This is a genomic window from Thiofractor thiocamini (assembly GCF_055384375.1).
Window position 1 is genome coordinate 408,055 of record NZ_AP042389.1, and the last position, 16,102, is coordinate 424,156.

Below are 16,102 nucleotides of genomic sequence, written 5' to 3' on the forward strand. Positions count from 1 at the left end.
ATATGTATTTATGGATAAGTCCAAAGGATACATATGCAACATTTACCACAAAAGTACATCGAATTTTATGAAGTGATTTCAAAAATCATACCAAAAAAGAGGATTTATACCGACCCTTTAAATACCATATGCTACGGTCATGACGCTTCTTTTTACAAACTTATACCAAAAATCGTTATCATTTGTAACAGTGGTGATGAGATAAGAGAGATACTTTTTTTATCTGACAAGCTTTCCCTGCCCGTAGTTTTTAGAGCGGCAGGCACTTCACTTTCGGGACAGGCTATAACCGATAGCATCCTGGTTGTCACTTCAAGAGATAAAAGGGGAGTAAAAGTTTCACAAAATGGTGATACCATAACCCTTGAGCCTTCCGTGATAGGCTCATACGCAAATCTTCATCTTAAAAAATTTCATAAAAAAATTGGACCTGATCCAGCCTCCATAGATGCATGTATGATAGGTGGAATCGCTGCAAACAATGCCAGTGGGATGTGCTGCGGGATAGATCAAAACAGTTACAAAACGGTAAAAAGTATGAAAATCATCCTGCAAGACGGTTTTATGCTCGATACCGCTTTGGAAAAATCAAGAGATGAATTTAAAAAAACCCATAAAGATATCTGCAAAAAACTTTTGTCCTTAAGAGAAAAAATCATCAAAGACGAAGAGTTGAAAAACCTCATTATAAAAAAATACAGTATTAAAAATACCTGCGGTTACTCCATAAACTCTTTGGTTGATTATGAAGATCCGGTTGATATACTTTTGCATTTGATGATTGGAAGTGAAGGAACTTTGGGGTATATAGACGAGATCACATATCATACTGTTGATGACCCTCCCATAAAGGCCAGCGCTTTGATGCTTTTTTGTGATATAAAAAGTGCCGCTTGGGCAGTCCAAAGGCTTAAAACTTTGCCAAGGAGTATGGTGCCGGCAGCTGAACTTATGGACAGAGCGGCTTTAAAAAGTGTCGAAGATAAAAAAGGGATGGATTTTTTAAAAGGACTTGATGAAAATGTGGCAGCATTGCTTGTAGATAGCGTGGCATCTTCAAAAGAAAAACTCCAAATACAAATCAAAGAGATAACCAAACTTCTTGATGACTTGAAAACAGTAACTCCTATAGAGTTCAGCGATGATGAAAAAGTTTACAAAAGATACTGGGCTGTAAGAAAGGGACTTTTTCCGGCAGTTGGTTCCATGAGAAAAACAGGGACTACCTGTATCATAGAGGATATCGCATTTCCTATGGATAAACTTGACAGTGCCGTTTTGAAACTCCAGGAACTTTTTAAAAAGTACGGATATGATGAAGCTATCATATTCGGTCATTCACTTGACAGTAATCTTCATTTTGTCTTCAATCAGGATTTCTCAAAACGCAAAGAGGTTGAAAGATACAGGGATTTTATGAAAGATGTCACCGATATGGTGGCGATTGACTATAAAGGAAGTTTGAAAGCCGAACATGGAACAGGCAGAAACATGGCTCCTTTTGTAGAGATGGAGTGGGGTAAAAAAGCTTATGAAATCATGAAGGATATAAAAGCCATATTCGATCCAAAAAATCTCTTAAATCCCGGTGTTCTTATCAATGACGACAGTGAGGTATGTATAAAAAATTTAAAACCGTTATATCCAAGTGACGAGCTTATAGATAAATGTATAGAGTGCGGTTTTTGTGAGCCAAATTGTCCCTCAAATGTTTTAACTCTTACTCCAAGACAAAGAATCGTTGCAAACAGAGAGATAAGTAGACTTTTAACGGAAGAAAAAGATGAAAAAGCTGCAAAATTGTTGAAAGATTTGTACAAGTATGAAGGGGTAGATACATGTGCAGCCTGTTCTCTTTGTTCTTTGTCTTGTCCAGTCGGCATAGATACGGCACTTTTGACAAAAAAATTAAGAGCCAAAGAGATTGGTCAAACCAGTAAAAAAATAGCTAAAAAAATTGCAGAGCATTATGATAAAACCTTGAGTGCCGTAAGATTTGCACTTGCCGCAAATTCTCTTGCCAAAAGTATTTTTGGCGAAAAATTCATGCAAAAGAGTATGGATTTTATAAGAGAGATCACAAACGGTAAAACTCCAAAATGGACACCATATCTTCCTATAAAGTCCAACTTTGAAAAAGAGAGGATTTTGATAAAAAAATCCGTTCAAAAAGTTGTTTATTTTCCCTCATGTTTGTGCAGGACTTTCGGTAAAAAAAGTGATCAACAACTTGAACTCTATGAAGTGATCAATAATCTCATAAACAGAGCCGGATATGAGATAGTAATACCAAAACAAGTAGAAAAACTGTGTTGTGGAACACCTATGAGTTCAAAAGGGTACAAAGATGAAGCAAATAAACAGTTAAGAGAACTTGAAGATGCCCTTTTTGAAGCAAGTAACTTTGGAGAGCATCCTGTACTTTGCGAAACTTCCCCTTGTGTAAAAGCGATGGTTTTAGGATTTGAAAAAGATATAAAAGTATATGAGCCTATAGAATTCACTTTGAAATTTTTAGCAGATAAGTTGAAATTTAAAAAAGTGAACAGACCTATAGCTATCCATTCCACCTGCTCAACAACAAAAATGGGATTAAAAGATGAGTTTGTAAAACTTGCAAAGATGTGTAGTGATGAAGTCATAGTACCGCCAAATGTTACATGCTGTGGTTTTGCCGGAGACAGGGGATTTACTTTTCCCGAACTCAATGCGTCTGCTCTAAGATGGCTTAAAAGTGATCTTGATGATAGAGCTGACAAAGGATACTCCACAAGTATAACTTGCGAGATGGGACTTAGCAAACATGGAGGAATCGATTATGAATCGATATTTTATCTCATAGATGAATGTACAAGATGAAGGATGAGAAAAATATGATGATAGAAGAAATGATAAAAAATTTTGAAAAAAATTCAATGGAGCTTATATTTGTGAAAAACAGAACTGAAGCTTTTGAATTGGCTAAGAAATATATCAAACCCGATATAACCATAGGGCTAGGCGGTTCAACGACTGTAAAAGATATAGGTCTGCTGGATTTTGTACTAAAAAGAGATGATGTGAGGGTCTATAATCAATATGAATCCGGTATCACTATGGAAGAAAATGAAAAAAGAAGACGAGAGGGGCTTTTGTCGGATTTGTATATCACCGGAACGAATGCTTTGAGTATAAACGGAGAATTGATAAATGCCGACGGCAGTGGCAATAGAGTTGCTGCCCAGATATTTGGACCCAAAAAAGTACTTATATTTGCCGGAAAAAACAAGATAGTGAAAAATGTAGAAGAAGGTTTTAAACGCATCAAAGAAGTCGCTATTCCAAAAAATATAGAAAGGATAAACGCAATGGCTATAGCAAACGGCAAAGAGCCGAGTTACAATGAGAACAATATAGCCAATAAGTTTTCATATATAAATGGTGACAAAAAAGGAAGAACGACTATCATACTCATAGATGAAACACTCGGGTTTTAATATAAAATGATATAATACAAAAATATAAAGCTACAAAGGTTATAATCGATGATAAAAGATATGAGCGAGAAAAAAAGAGTTATATTGTATATAGTTTTGGCATTTGTTTTTTCATTTGCCATGAGGCTCATATGGGTGTATCAATTTGCCGATATGTCAACGTTTAAATTTAACGGTCAATTCATGATCAATACGAATGACGGGTATTTTTGGGCAGAGGGTGCAAGAGACATACTAGCAGGATTTCATCAGTCTCACGATTATTCGCCGGTTCACAGTGCAGCTTCATTGCTGAGCGCAATTTTTGTAAAGATACTTCCATTTTCTTTCGAGAGTGTTATATTTTATATGAGTGCAGTTTTAGGTTCATTGGTTGTCATACCTATCATATTGATAGCAAACAGTATAAAAAAAGATGAAATGGGACTTATCGCGGCACTTCTTGCAAGTATTGCATGGAGTTATTATAACAGGACTATGATAGGATACTATGATACTGATATGCTAAATATCGTATTGCCAACTTTTTTGCTTTGGAGTATCATACTTGCTTTTAAAACAGGAAAAGAGAGATATCTTCTTTTTGCGGCACTGGATATATTGGTTTATAGATGGTGGTATCCGCAGAGCTATGCACTCGATTTTTCGTTTTTTGGGTTAATTTTATTTTACATACTGATATTTGACAGGAAAAACATATACCTTTACAAACTTTTAACTATAATGCTTTTTGCCATGATGATGACAAGCATTTATATAAGATTGCCCCTTGTTGTCATTTTATACCTTTTGTTTAAGGATAAAAAGTATGATAAGTATATATATTATATCTTTTTTGCCGGTATATTGGGAGTTTTTGCCAGCGGAGGTTTTTCTCCTATTTGGAGTCAGTTGAAGGGTTATGTCTTTAAAACAAGCATAAGTCAGGAAAATAAAGGTTTGGGACTTCATTTTTTTACGGTAATGCAAACCATAAGAGAAGCCGGACATATACCCTTTGAACTTTTTGCAAAAAGGATCAGCGGAAGTATCGTAGTGTTTTTTATATCACTTTTTGGGTACTTGTGGCTCTCTTACAGGCATAGGGTTTTTCTTTTCGCTCTTCCTATGCTCGGTCTAGGGTTTATGGCATATGTCGGTGGGCTTAGATTTACCATATATGCAGTTCCCGTTATGGCGCTAGGAGCCGCATATGTTATAGTCAAATTAAGTGATTTTATAAAAGACAAAAGACTAAAGCATACATTTTTGCTTCTTTCTACGATTGCCGTTTTGTATCCAAATGTCAGACATATTATCAACTATAAAGTACCGACTGTTTTTAACTCATCTGAAGTTGCCGTACTGGAAAAACTTCATAAAATTGCAAAAAGAGAGGATTATGTCATATCCTGGTGGGATTACGGTTATCCTATAAGATACTATGCCGATGTAAAGACTTTGGCTGACGGTGGAAAACATAGTGGAGACGTAAACTTTCCTCTTAGTTTCATACTCACTCATCCTCAAGACGTTGCGGCAAAAATGGCGAGATTGGATGTGGAGTATGTAGAAAAAAGATTTAAGATAGAAGACGAAGATAAAAACAAAACAAAAGAAGAGAAGAGAAAACTCTTTTCAAATATAGAAATGATGACAAAAGATTATGGTTTCAAAGATACGAATGATTTTTTAGAATCTTTGAAAACCGATATCAAACTGCCTAAAAAAACAAGAGATATCTACATATATCTTCCTTTTAGAATGTTAAGCATATATCCGACTATTGAGCTTTTTTCCAATCTTGACTTAATGAGTGGAAAGAAAAAAAGAGGACACTTTTTGTTCCAAAGTTCAAGATATTATAGAAATAAGGATTTGATCGATTTGGGTTCTGGAGTAAAGCTTTTGACAAAAGAAGGAAAGATTATCATTGGAGACAAGATAGTAAAATTGCATAGATTTGTTCAGACGATATATAATAAAAACGGCATCTTAAATGTAAAAGTAGACAAAATAGATCCAAATTCAAATATCAATGTGATTTATATGACAAACTATAGAAGGTTTCTTGTTTTGGATGATACGGTTTACAACTCTCTTTATGTGCAACTTTTCATACTTCAAAATTATGACAAAAAATATTTTAAACCGGTTATAATGTCGCCACTGGTGAAGGTGTATAAGCTAAAGATATGAAAGTATGGTATAAAAAAGAGGAAGCGTAACAAATGAAAAAAGTATGCCATATCCTACAATGGCACTTGTAAGAGAGGGTTTCAAGCCGGCAAGAGTGGCCATGATACCGGCTGTTATCATAGGTCCCATACCGGCTTCGAGTATGCTTGTCTTTGCTATCATATTCATATCCGTAAATATCAGACATATAAAAAGTGCCATCAACGGTGAAATGATATTTTTTATGAAAATTGCCAAAAACAGAGCTTTTCTTTCATCATTTGGTACCCTAAATCGAAGTTGATAACCGACACTCATCAAAGCAAAAGGAACAAGTGTGAGGCTTAGGGGTGAAAATATACTCTCAAACAGTTCGTTTGTCCAAAAATCTTTTAGCAAAAAAGCCAATACAAGAGATAAAAACGGAGGAAACAATACAATCTTTTTTATAATTTCCTTGATATTTATATTTTTACTTGATCCATATATGCTAACAACTATAGAGCCATAGGTAGAGAGGATGAGAAATGATCCGAGTTGATCATACAAAAGTGCATAAGGTACATAATCACTTCCATAAAAAAGATCTATCATGGGTACACCCAAAAAAGATGTATTGCCAAGTACTGAAACCAAAAGCAGGCTTCCTGTCTCTTTCTTTGAAAGATTGTATTTTTTGGAAAAAAACAGAACGATAAAAGGAAGTATGAAAGCCAAAATCCAGGGTAGGGCTATCGGGGTAAGAGTATTGCTTGATATATGAAGAGTCGGTATCTTGTAAAGTATAAGAGAGGGAAGAGAGATATAAATGATAGCGAGATTTAAAAATTTTGCTATATTTATATCTCTAAAAACCCTTAACGCTATCCCTAGTAAAAAGAAAAGGGCGATTATAACGATATTTTGCATTAATCAAATATCTAAGAACTCTTCACTTATACTCTCATCTTTTCTAGGCTGAGGCAGTATGAGATTTAGTATGATACCGATGATCGCACCTAGCCCAATGCCGCTAAACCCGACTCCGCCGAAGTTGAAACTCATACCTCCTATCGCAAAAACAAGGATAAGAGAGAGTATGATCATATTTCTTGGACAACTAAGGTCCGTTTTGGCATTTGCCAAGGTTGCCATTCCAACTGATGCAATGATGCCAAAAAGAAGTAGAAGTATACCGCCCATCACGGGTACCGGAATAGTTTGTAAAAATCCTCCAAGTTTTCCGAAAAATGCTAAAATGATAGCAAATATAGCCGCCCAAGTCATGATGGCTGGATTGTAAGCTTTTGTTACGGTTACGGCTCCTGTTACTTCAGAGTAAGTCGTATTTGGCGGACCTCCAAGAAGTGAAGCGGCACTTGTGGCAAGTCCGTCTCCAAGAAGTGTATTTTCAAGTCCGGGATTTTTAAGATAGTCCTCTTTGGTGACATTTGAAATGGCGAGTATATCACCAACATGTTCAACTGCCGGAGCGATGGCAATAGGAAGGATATATAGTACTGCCTCCCAGTTGAGTTCAGGAAAAACGAAATTTGGCACAGCAAACAAAGGTGCTTTTGCAAAAGGAGCAAAGTCAACTATACCAAAAAGCAAAGCAGTAATATATCCAACTATAACGCCTATAAGTATGGGCAACAGTCTTATCATACCTTTTCCAAGAAGTGTGGCAAGTATCGTAGCTATAAGTGAGACCATAGAGATGATGATAGCCGTATCGAAAGGAACAAGTTGTATTTTGCCGTCTCCTGTCTGTCCGCTTGCCATATGAACCGCAACCGGGGCCAAGATAAGACCTATGGTTATGATAACGGGACCTACTACAATAGGAGGCAAAAGCTTATGTAAAAAACCGCTTCCTTTTATCCTTATAGCAAAACTAAGAGCCACATATACTAAACCGGCAGCAGCTAAACCACTTAGAGTTCCCGGTATGCCCCACTTTTGAACCCCGTAAATAATGGGAGCTATAAAAGCAAAAGAGGAGGCTAGAAAAATAGGAGGAACATTTTTTCTATTTACTATCTGGAAGATAAGTGTTCCAAGACCAGCAGTAAAAAGTGCAACATTGCTATCAAGTCCTGTTAAGATAGGAACAAGTACCAATGCGCCAAATGCAACAAATAAAAATTGCAAACCTACAACGGAATCCTTAAGTCTAAAGTTGTAATCAGTCGGCTTCAAAGAAACTCCTTTTAAAAAAATTATATTATTGTACAATACCATTTATTAGATTTTTATCAATATGTAATAGAATTTTAGGAATAATATAAAAAAAATTTTGGAGAGTTAAGATATGAAAGCCGTTATATTGAACCACCCTTTGATCGAACATAAAATGTCACTTTTAAGAGACGAAAAGAGAAGTATGCCGGAATTTAAAATGCTTCTTGATGAGATAGGATTTTTGATGGTTTATGAAGTAACAAAAGAGTTGAAGCTTAAAGATGTTGAGATAACGACACCGGTAGCCAAAACAAAAGCAAAAAAACTAGAGGAACATCCTATACTCGTTACGATACTAAGAGCCGGTTTAGGGCTTTTGGATCCGTTTATGAAACTTATGCCAAACTCCAAAGTGGGATTTTTAGGCATGGACAGAGATGAAGTTACATTAAAACCTAGAAGTTACTATGACAAGATACCAAAGATGGCTCTTAAAAGTGGAGTTTTGCTCATAGATCCAATGCTTGCAACAGGAGGTTCCGCACTAAATGCCATAGACTTTTTAATTAGCAAGGGAGTGACCAAGATAACTTTCATATGTCTTGTAGCGGCACCTGAGGGTATAAAAGCGATCAATGACAAATACCCGGATATTAAGATCATAGCGGCGGCACTCGATGAAAAACTAAACGACAAAGGTTATATCGTCCCGGGACTCGGAGATGCTGGTGACAGGATATTTGGTACAGAGGACAATGAAAATCTTTAGGAGATAAGATGACATTTGAAGGAGTAGACAAAGAATATGTACTGCATACCTACGGAAGAAATTATATCAATTTCAAATCAGGAAAAAATGCTACATTATTTGATAAAAGCGGAGAAGAGTATATAGACTTTACCAGCGGTATAGGAGTAGTGAGTGCGGGACACGGCAATGAGATACTTGCAAATGCTTTGTGTGAACAGATCAAAAATATCATTCATATATCAAACCTTTATCTTATAGAACCTCAGGCTGAACTTGCCAAGAGACTTGTAAAGCTAAGCGGATATGATATGAGAGTTTTCTTTGCAAACAGTGGAGCGGAGGCGAACGAAGGTGCCATAAAAATCGCACGAAAATACGGTGAAGTCGACGGAGAGCCAAAAAGATACAAGATCATAACTTTAAAGAACTCTTTTCACGGAAGAACCATAACTTCTCTTAAAGCAACTGGTCAGGAAAAGATGCACAACTTTTTTGGTCCGTTTCCTGACGGTTTTGTGTATGCAAACGATATGGATGAAGTTATATCTCTTTGTGATGATAAGACCATAGGTGTAATGATAGAACTTATCCAGGGAGAAGGTGGGGTTGAGCCTCAAGATAAGGAAAAAGTTAAAAGATTGGAGAGTGAACTGAAAAAAAGAGACATCCTTTTTATAGTTGATGAGGTTCAAACAGGAATTTATAGAACGGGTGAACTATTTGCCTCAAATCTTTATGAAATAAGCCCAGATATCATCACAGTAGCTAAAGGTCTTGGTGGAGGTGTACCCATAGGGGCGGTCATGACCAAACTCAAAGATATATTTTCCCCAGGAGATCACGGAAGTACATTTGGTGGTAATTATCTCTCAAGTAGAGCAGGGCTTAAAGTGCTTGAAATACTTGAAAATGAAAAAGTAAGCGGCAGACTTGATGAAACCATGATATATTTTAGTGAAAAACTGGAAAGTTTCGCTTCAAAGTATAAAGAATTGGTTGACAAATCCGTGGGACTTGGTCTTATGAGAGGGCTTAGGATAAAAAGCAGTGACAAGTTAAACGAGATAGTCAAATCTGCCGCAGAGCAGAAGGTATTGGTTTTAAAAGCGGGAAGAAACACTTTGAGGTTTTTACCGCCGCTTACTATCACAAAAGCTGAGATCGATACCGGTTTTGAAAGGTTGGACAGTGCTTTTAAGAGTATTGTTTAGTATAGTTATAATTTTTGTAACTTTTGCCAACTCTGAAGACATTCTTTCACCCGTACAAAAAAAGATGCTAAAAAATGAAAAACAACAAAATAAAAAAAGCAGTGATATTTTGGAGTTTGATTGGATAAATCCTGTAAATCTCTCTTATACTCATACAAAAACTGATCAAACTTCACCATCTCAAACAAGTGATATTTGGAGCATATCTTTAAATCAGCCTATATTTAGAAGTGGAGGTATATATTATGCCATAGAGTATGCGAAGGCAAATAGGGAGTTTTTAAGGCTGTCTACTTCTTTGAAAGAAAAAGCACTTATAAAATCCGCCTTTGTTACACTGTTGAACCTTAAAAATATCGATCTGAATATTCAAAAACAAAATCTTTTGATAAAAAATGCAAAGATAGACATACTGAGAAAAAAAGAGCAGTATTTAAACGGCGTGCTTGACAGCAGCTTTTTGGACAATGCGATTTTAAGTAAAAACAGGCTCGAGATAGGACTTTTGGATATGAAAAGTACCAAAGCCGATCTTTTGAAAACTTTCCATACTTTAAGCTCGCTTGATTATAAAAGTGTACATCTTCCTCATTTGAAACTTGTAAATCTGGATGAATATATAAAAAACAATCTTTTTCTAAAAAATTCAAAAGCAAATATAAAACAGCTTGATTACTTGAAGAAAATGACTGTTTCAAACTATTTTCCAACCATATCACTCTTTGCAAATTATAACAAGAGCAGAGTGAATTATATGAGAGTTCAAAATGACAGTTACAAATCTTACGGTTTGTCAGTCTCGATGCCACTGTTTGATATAAACAGAGGAAAAAATATAGAGCTTCAAAAATTGAAGGTTTTAAAGTCGAAACTTGAACTGATCGATAAAAAAAACAGTGAAAAAGAACTCTATAGAGCCATAGTCAAGAAGATATCGTTTTATAAAAAAAAGATAGAGTTGGCAAAAGAGGAAGAGAAACTCTATGCTTCACTTCTTAAAACCACAAAAGATTTGTATAGCGGCGGAGAAAAAACCATATATGATGTAAAGACTATGCAAAATTCACTTCAAAGTACTAAGCTTGATAAAAAGATATATCAAAATGACTTGGATATAGAACTTTTCAAACTATACGAACATGAAGGAAATATGTGAAGTTTTCCTCTTTTATGCAAGAGTGGCTTTATGGTGATGATGGATATTACTCAAATTTTAAATCTATAGGAAAAGAGGGGGATTTTTATACTGCCGTAAGCGCTTCATCCTTTTTTGGTGGAAGCATAGCGAGCAGAATCGTAAAAATCATAGAGGAGGGTTTTCTACCTAAAGACTCTACCGTACTTGAGATAGGAGCCCACCAGGGATACCTTTTGGCTGATATAGTGCAGTTTATCTATACTTTAAAACCGGAATTTCTTGGAACTTTAAAGTTCGCTATCCTTGAAAAGCAGGAAAATATACTGAAAATCCAAAAAGAGTATATGAAGAACTCTTTTGGAGATGCTGTTACATTCGAATATTTTAAAAGTTTTGATGATATTGATGAAAAAAATGCTTTTATTATTTCAAACGAAATCTTCGATGCATTTCCCTGCGAAGTAGTAAAAGATGACAAAATGCTTTATATCGAGAATTTTGAAGCCAAATTTTCCGATATATCTTCATATGCAAAAAAAACGGCAAAAAGATATGATATCCAAAAAGGTGAGATTGCGGTAGGCTATGAAGAGTTTGCGTCAAAATTGGCTAAAAGTATCAAAAGATTTGAATTTGTAACATTTGATTATGGTGAAAAAGACATAAGAAATGATTTTTCTATCAGGATTTATGACAAACACAAAGTATATCCATTTTTTTCTCTTACAAAATTTGCTAAAGATGAAAAACTTGAAAATGAGGACATTACTTTAAAATCTCTCTTTAAAAAGAGCGACATAACATATGATGTTAATTTTACTCACTTGATAGATACTTTTAGTGAAAATGGTATAGAAAATATCTCCTATAAAACTCAAAATAGAACTTTGGTAAATTTTGGTCTTATAGAACTTTTGGAAATTTTGAAACAAAACAGTGATGAAAAAACATATCTAAATGAGCTCAATAAAGCAAAAGTGCTGATAGACCCTGCTTTCATGGGTGAGAGATTCAAGTGTTTGATATTTAGAAAGTTTTAGAGGTTGTTCTAATGCCAAAGTTGATTTGTGTTATTTGACTTTATATAGGCTACTGCTACGGCATACTCTTTTTCATGAGTAATTGAGAGTGACGATTCTGTGATACTATACTTCTTTACGATATCTTTTGGAAGAGTGAAATAGGGTGCATTTTTTGAAGTTTTACGGATACGAATATCATGGAAAGAGAGTTCGCTTCCTATGCCACATCCCAAAGCTTTGGATATAGCCTCTTTTGCAGCATAAAAACCAGATAGAGTTTCAATTTTTCCTTTTGATAACTCTATCTCATCTTCATTTAGGTATCTAAGAAGTGCTTTTTTACCGAATTTTTTATAAAAATTTTCAAATCTCTCTATCTTGACTAAGTCAATCCCCAACATTTACTGTACGACAAACTCTGTAAAAAAGATATTTTTAACTTGTCCGTCAGCTAGCACAGCATTGATCCTATCAACCAATTCATCTTTTAATTTTTCTTTTCCTCTGTTGGTGCTGACTTCCTGAAAAGTTTTGGATGAGAGTGTTCTTATGACTATATCTCTAATAAGAGGCTTTTTTTTGTCAAGTTCAGCAGTAAGTTCAGGGCCGCTTAGTTCAAGATCCATCTTTACCTTTAAAAATTTCGTACCGCCTTCACTAAGAAGGTTAACTATAAATTGATCCAACGGATATATAGGTCCAATCTCAATAAGATCAGAATTTCTTGATACTTTAGCTCTTTTCATTTGTTTTGATTGGGGTTGTTGTTGAGTTTGTTGCATATTCGGCTGGTTTGCCGAATTGTCACTCAGTAAAAAATACGCAGCCAATCCTCCACCCACTAAGATGAGAACTAAAAGCACTATTATGATGATAAGTACAAGACTTGATCCAGATTTCTTCTCTTTTTTTTCTTCGTTTTTTTCTTCATCAGCCATTATCATTCCTTTTGGTTTGGTTCATTTTATACTATATCGTATATTTTGGAAATTATTTAAGGATCAATCCATAGAACAACGGCCAATACCTAGATCTTGTATGATTTTTTCAAAAAAGTCACCTGATTCTCTGTCATAATCATCATGAAACTCTACGATATAGATACCTTCATTTTCATTTTCATTGCTATGTTCTATGACAATATCCGGAGAAACTTCAAACTCTTTTATGGCTTTTATAACAGCTTCATTTATTTGTGAACTTTGGTCTTTATCGAAAAATTTGATTTCGAGCATTGCATATCTCTCTTCCATTTCATGATAAGCTTCTATGCATGGTTTGGTCTTGCTCATTTTAGGCCTTTTTGTGTTTGTTTTGATACAAAAAATTATATCTAATTAAAATAAATTAATCATAAAACATAAGAGTATTTTACATCCAATCTATGAGTTTTGAAACTTCTTTTACTTCATAGCATTTTAAACCCTTGATATCTTGAAGAGGTTTTGAAGGAACTATCGCTTTTGTAAATTTTTGCATCTGAGCTTCTTTGAGCCTCAAATCCAGGTTAAATATATCCCTAACATTACCTATAAGTGTGATCTCCCCTAAAAAAATGGTATCTTTACTAAGAGGTCTATTTCTAAAACTACTTATGATAGCGGCTATGACAGCTATATCACATGCTGTTTCATTTATCTTTATACCACCTGCGATATTGATAAATACATCATAATTGTTTAAAGGTAGTTCCAGTTTTTTTTCAAGCAGGGCCAAAAGCATATTGAGTCTATTTAGTTCAAACCCTGTTGCACTTCTTTTTGGATTTGGAAAATTGCTTTCGCTGACAAGAGCTTGAACTTCAAGGATGATAGCTCTGGTGCCTTCCATGGCTACCGTGATAGCAGATCCCGGTTGAGATGAAGCTCGATCGAAAAATTTTTTTGATATATTGTCTGCACTTGTCAGCCCTTTTTGACTCATCTCAAATATGCCCACTTCGCTGGTCGAGCCAAATCTGTTTTTGATACTTCTTAAAACTCTAAGCTCCTTTGAGGTATCTCCTTCAAAGTATAAAACGGTATCTACCATGTGTTCTAGTATACGAGGACCCGCGATAGAGCCTTCTTTAGTGATATGACCTATGATAAAAACGGCAGTGGAATTTTCCTTTCCCCATCTCATCAAATCAAAAGTTATCTCTCTAACTTGTGAAACACTTCCGGGGGCTGCGGTTAGTTTGTTGGAGTATAGTGTCTGGATGGAGTCTATGATAAGTATATCATAACTGTTTTTTTCTAGTTCTACAAATACATTTTCAAGCTCAATTTCAGTTAAAAGGTAGATATTGTCATGATTTACTTCAAGTCTGTTCGCTCTTAGTTTTATCTGTGACTTTGACTCTTCACCGCTTACATATAAAACCTTTTGTCCACTTTTTGCCAAATTTCCGGCAATCTTTAAAAGAAGTGTCGATTTACCAACCCCAGGACTTCCACCGATAAGAACCAAACTTCCAGGAACTATTCCTCCACCAAGTACAAGGTCTAGTTCTTTTGAATTTGATGAGTATCTTTGGATATTTTCCTCTTTTATCTGTGTTATAGGCTGTGCTGAAAGTATATCTCTTGGGTGGCCTGAAGTTTGTTTTAGAACCTCAACTTGTGTTTTGCTTAGCTCTATGATTTGCTCCCAAGCTCCGCAGTTCGGGCATTTTCCCATCCATTTGGATGTTTGGTAGCCACATGCTTGACATTCATATAGTCGTTTTGATTTAGCCATTTTGCTCTTTTATAAAAAATGAGTCTAAAAGTCCGTCAACAAACTCTTCAGGTTCAAACTCTACCAAGTCATCCTCTTTTTCTCCGACTCCGATATAAAGTATGGGAAGCTTGAGTTCGCTTGCTATACTGAAAAGCGCTCCACCTTTTGCTGTACCGTCGAGTTTTGTTATGATGATGGCATCTATGCCTACGATTTCTTTGAAAGCTTTTGCCTGGTTGATTGCCGAGTTGCCTTGAGTCCCGTCAAGTATGAGTATCTTCCTGTGAGGTGCTCCCTCTTTTGCCTTGTTGCAAATCCTTACTATCTTTTTTATCTCATTCGATAGATTGGTTTGGTTATGAAGTCTGCCTGCAGTATCTATAAGAACGTTGTCATAACCTTTGGCGACAGCAGACTTGATGGTATCATAAGCTACTGCTGAAGGGTCATGCCCCTGTTTTGTGGCAACTATGGGGATATCAAGTTTGTCTGCCCATCTTTTTAACTGCTCGACTGCAGCTGCTCTAAAAGTATCGGCAGCTCCAAGTATCACTTTTTTACCGGATTTTTTATATAAATTGGCAAGTTTGGCTATAGTTGTTGTTTTTCCTGCACCGTTTACTCCAAGTATAAGTTCTACAAAAGGTTTTTCATTTTGCATATCTTTTGGTTTTGATTCCAAAAAATATGACAAAAGAACTCTTTTGAGATCATCTCTTCTTACCCAATCCCCGGCAGGTAGATAGAGTATAATTTCTTCTACAGTTTCATAGGTTACATCTGCTTCAAGCAGTATGTCTTCTATCTCATCTTTGGAGAGTTTTTCTTTTTTTTGAGGTGCTATATGCTTTATGGCGTCAGTTGTTTTTTTAAGGGATTTTTTTATAAATCCTATCATTTGGCGATCGCTTTTTTTATATCTGAGTCTATCATCTCTTCAGGGATGATGCCTATATAGTGTGTTATGACATGTCCATTTTTATCATAAAGTATCATAAAAGGTATGCTTTGTATGCCGCCAAGCAGATTTGAGAGTTTAAAATTGTTTGCACCGTTTGTGACTATATAGTTGATATGGTTATAATCGATGAAACTTTGTATCTCGCTGTCTGGTTTGTCATCTTCCAAAAGAACGGAGATGATTTGCAATTTGTCATGATATTTTTTTTGAAGATTTACCAAATGTGGTATCTCGGCTTTGCAGGGAGGACACCATGTAGCAAAAAAGTTTAACAGGATGATCTTGTCATCGTTTTCTTTGAGTTTTAAAGCTTTATCACTTTTTATGAAAGTGATATCTTTTGCATTGACGCCATGAAGCTTTACTTCGGTTTTTACAGGTTTCTTTTGGATGGGTTTAACGGTTTGTGTACTGTTCTTTTCATTTTTTTGGCTCTCTTTTTTTGTGTTTGAACATCCGGTTATACCGATCATAAGCAAAACCGGCAATATCATATATAACAATTTCATATACACTAACG

Annotated in this window: 15 protein-coding genes; 7 read left to right on the forward strand and 8 right to left on the reverse strand. The window is 35.5% G+C overall.

Features of this window, described 5'->3' with window-relative positions:
• The first annotated feature begins 33 nt into the window (after positions 1–33).
• The 3 genes from ACZ47B_RS02040 to ACZ47B_RS02050 are packed head-to-tail and all read left to right on the forward strand — an operon-like array spanning position 34 to position 5,654.
• Positions 34–2,859, forward strand: a complete 2,826-nt coding sequence (locus tag ACZ47B_RS02040; protein WP_464895015.1) for an FAD-binding and (Fe-S)-binding domain-containing protein — start codon at positions 34–36, stop codon at positions 2,857–2,859.
• A 14-nt stretch (positions 2,860–2,873) separates the two neighbouring features.
• Positions 2,874–3,476 carry a lactate utilization protein gene (locus tag ACZ47B_RS02045; protein ID WP_464895016.1) on the forward strand — a complete coding sequence of 201 codons (603 nt, stop codon included), beginning with the start codon at positions 2,874–2,876 and terminating at the stop codon, positions 3,474–3,476.
• A 48-nt stretch (positions 3,477–3,524) separates the two neighbouring features.
• Positions 3,525–5,654 carry an STT3 domain-containing protein gene (locus ACZ47B_RS02050; RefSeq protein WP_464895017.1) on the forward strand — a complete coding sequence of 710 codons (2,130 nt, stop codon included), beginning with the start codon at positions 3,525–3,527 and terminating at the stop codon, positions 5,652–5,654.
• Here ACZ47B_RS02050 and ACZ47B_RS02055 read toward each other — a convergent pair.
• Positions 5,643–6,542 (reverse strand): AEC family transporter, encoded by a 900-nt coding sequence (locus ACZ47B_RS02055; protein WP_464895018.1) that lies wholly within the window; start codon positions 6,540–6,542, stop codon positions 5,643–5,645. The two genes, ACZ47B_RS02050 and ACZ47B_RS02055, sit on opposite strands and share 12 nt — an antisense overlap.
• 3 nt (positions 6,543–6,545) lie before the next feature.
• Entirely contained in the window at positions 6,546–7,814 is a 1,269-nt protein-coding gene (locus ACZ47B_RS02060) for a uracil-xanthine permease family protein (protein ID WP_464895019.1), read from the reverse strand.
• 112 nt (positions 7,815–7,926) lie between these two features.
• Between ACZ47B_RS02060 and upp the strand changes: the two genes are divergently transcribed.
• The 4 genes from upp to ACZ47B_RS02080 are packed head-to-tail and all read left to right on the forward strand — an operon-like array spanning position 7,927 to position 11,936.
• Positions 7,927–8,565 carry a uracil phosphoribosyltransferase gene (gene upp, locus ACZ47B_RS02065; protein WP_464895020.1) on the forward strand — a complete coding sequence of 213 codons (639 nt, stop codon included), beginning with the start codon at positions 7,927–7,929 and terminating at the stop codon, positions 8,563–8,565.
• A gap of 8 nt (positions 8,566–8,573) precedes the next feature.
• Positions 8,574–9,758, forward strand: a complete 1,185-nt coding sequence (locus ACZ47B_RS02070; protein WP_464895021.1) for an acetylornithine/succinylornithine family transaminase — start codon at positions 8,574–8,576, stop codon at positions 9,756–9,758.
• The gene (locus tag ACZ47B_RS02075; protein ID WP_464895022.1) at positions 9,736–10,914 is read left to right on the forward strand and encodes a TolC family protein; all 1,179 of its coding nucleotides are present in this window, start codon (positions 9,736–9,738) and stop codon (positions 10,912–10,914) included. Before ACZ47B_RS02070 ends, ACZ47B_RS02075 begins: the two co-directional genes overlap by 23 nt.
• Positions 10,911–11,936 (forward strand): SAM-dependent methyltransferase, encoded by a 1,026-nt coding sequence (locus ACZ47B_RS02080; protein ID WP_464895023.1) that lies wholly within the window; start codon positions 10,911–10,913, stop codon positions 11,934–11,936. The genes ACZ47B_RS02075 and ACZ47B_RS02080 overlap by 4 nt, the downstream gene beginning before the upstream one ends.
• A gap of 8 nt (positions 11,937–11,944) precedes the next feature.
• On the opposite strand, the gene acpS is transcribed toward ACZ47B_RS02080, so the two are convergent.
• From acpS to ACZ47B_RS02110, 6 genes are all read right to left on the reverse strand, one after another.
• On the reverse strand, positions 11,945–12,319 hold the full coding sequence (acpS, locus tag ACZ47B_RS02085) for a holo-ACP synthase (protein ID WP_464895024.1): 375 nt from the start codon (positions 12,317–12,319) through the stop codon (positions 11,945–11,947).
• On the reverse strand, positions 12,320–12,856 hold the full coding sequence (fliL, locus tag ACZ47B_RS02090) for a flagellar basal body-associated protein FliL (RefSeq protein ID WP_464895025.1): 537 nt from the start codon (positions 12,854–12,856) through the stop codon (positions 12,320–12,322).
• Positions 12,857–12,919: 63 nt separating this feature from the next.
• Complete coding sequence (locus ACZ47B_RS02095) at positions 12,920–13,210, reverse strand: hypothetical protein (protein WP_464895026.1); 291 nt, start codon at positions 13,208–13,210, stop codon at positions 12,920–12,922.
• 79 nt (positions 13,211–13,289) lie between these two features.
• Complete coding sequence (gene radA, locus ACZ47B_RS02100; protein ID WP_464895027.1) at positions 13,290–14,639, reverse strand: DNA repair protein RadA; 1,350 nt, start codon at positions 14,637–14,639, stop codon at positions 13,290–13,292.
• Positions 14,632–15,519 (reverse strand): signal recognition particle-docking protein FtsY, encoded by an 888-nt coding sequence (gene ftsY / locus ACZ47B_RS02105; protein WP_464895028.1) that lies wholly within the window; start codon positions 15,517–15,519, stop codon positions 14,632–14,634. Before ftsY ends, radA begins: the two co-directional genes overlap by 8 nt.
• A complete protein-coding gene (locus tag ACZ47B_RS02110) occupies positions 15,516–16,091 on the reverse strand; it encodes a TlpA family protein disulfide reductase (RefSeq protein ID WP_464895029.1) in 576 nt (191 codons plus the stop codon). Before ACZ47B_RS02110 ends, ftsY begins: the two co-directional genes overlap by 4 nt.
• Positions 16,092–16,102: the final 11 nt, after the last annotated feature.

Coding starts and splice junctions, on each gene's coding strand:
- acpS (WP_464895024.1), bottom strand. CDS start 12,319: ATGTTGGGGATTGACTTAGTCAAGATAGAGAGATTTGAAAATTTTTAT.
- ACZ47B_RS02040 (WP_464895015.1), top strand. CDS start 34: ATGCAACATTTACCACAAAAGTACATCGAATTTTATGAAGTGATTTCA.
- ACZ47B_RS02095 (WP_464895026.1), bottom strand. CDS start 13,210: ATGAGCAAGACCAAACCATGCATAGAAGCTTATCATGAAATGGAAGAG.
- ACZ47B_RS02070 (WP_464895021.1), top strand. CDS start 8,574: ATGACATTTGAAGGAGTAGACAAAGAATATGTACTGCATACCTACGGA.
- fliL (WP_464895025.1), bottom strand. CDS start 12,856: ATGGCTGATGAAGAAAAAAACGAAGAAAAAAAAGAGAAGAAATCTGGA.
- ACZ47B_RS02050 (WP_464895017.1), top strand. CDS start 3,525: ATGATAAAAGATATGAGCGAGAAAAAAAGAGTTATATTGTATATAGTT.
- radA (WP_464895027.1), bottom strand. CDS start 14,639: ATGGCTAAATCAAAACGACTATATGAATGTCAAGCATGTGGCTACCAA.
- ACZ47B_RS02055 (WP_464895018.1), bottom strand. CDS start 6,542: ATGCAAAATATCGTTATAATCGCCCTTTTCTTTTTACTAGGGATAGCG.
- ACZ47B_RS02110 (WP_464895029.1), bottom strand. CDS start 16,091: ATGAAATTGTTATATATGATATTGCCGGTTTTGCTTATGATCGGTATA.
- ACZ47B_RS02045 (WP_464895016.1), top strand. CDS start 2,874: ATGATGATAGAAGAAATGATAAAAAATTTTGAAAAAAATTCAATGGAG.
- ftsY (WP_464895028.1), bottom strand. CDS start 15,519: ATGATAGGATTTATAAAAAAATCCCTTAAAAAAACAACTGACGCCATA.
- upp (WP_464895020.1), top strand. CDS start 7,927: ATGAAAGCCGTTATATTGAACCACCCTTTGATCGAACATAAAATGTCA.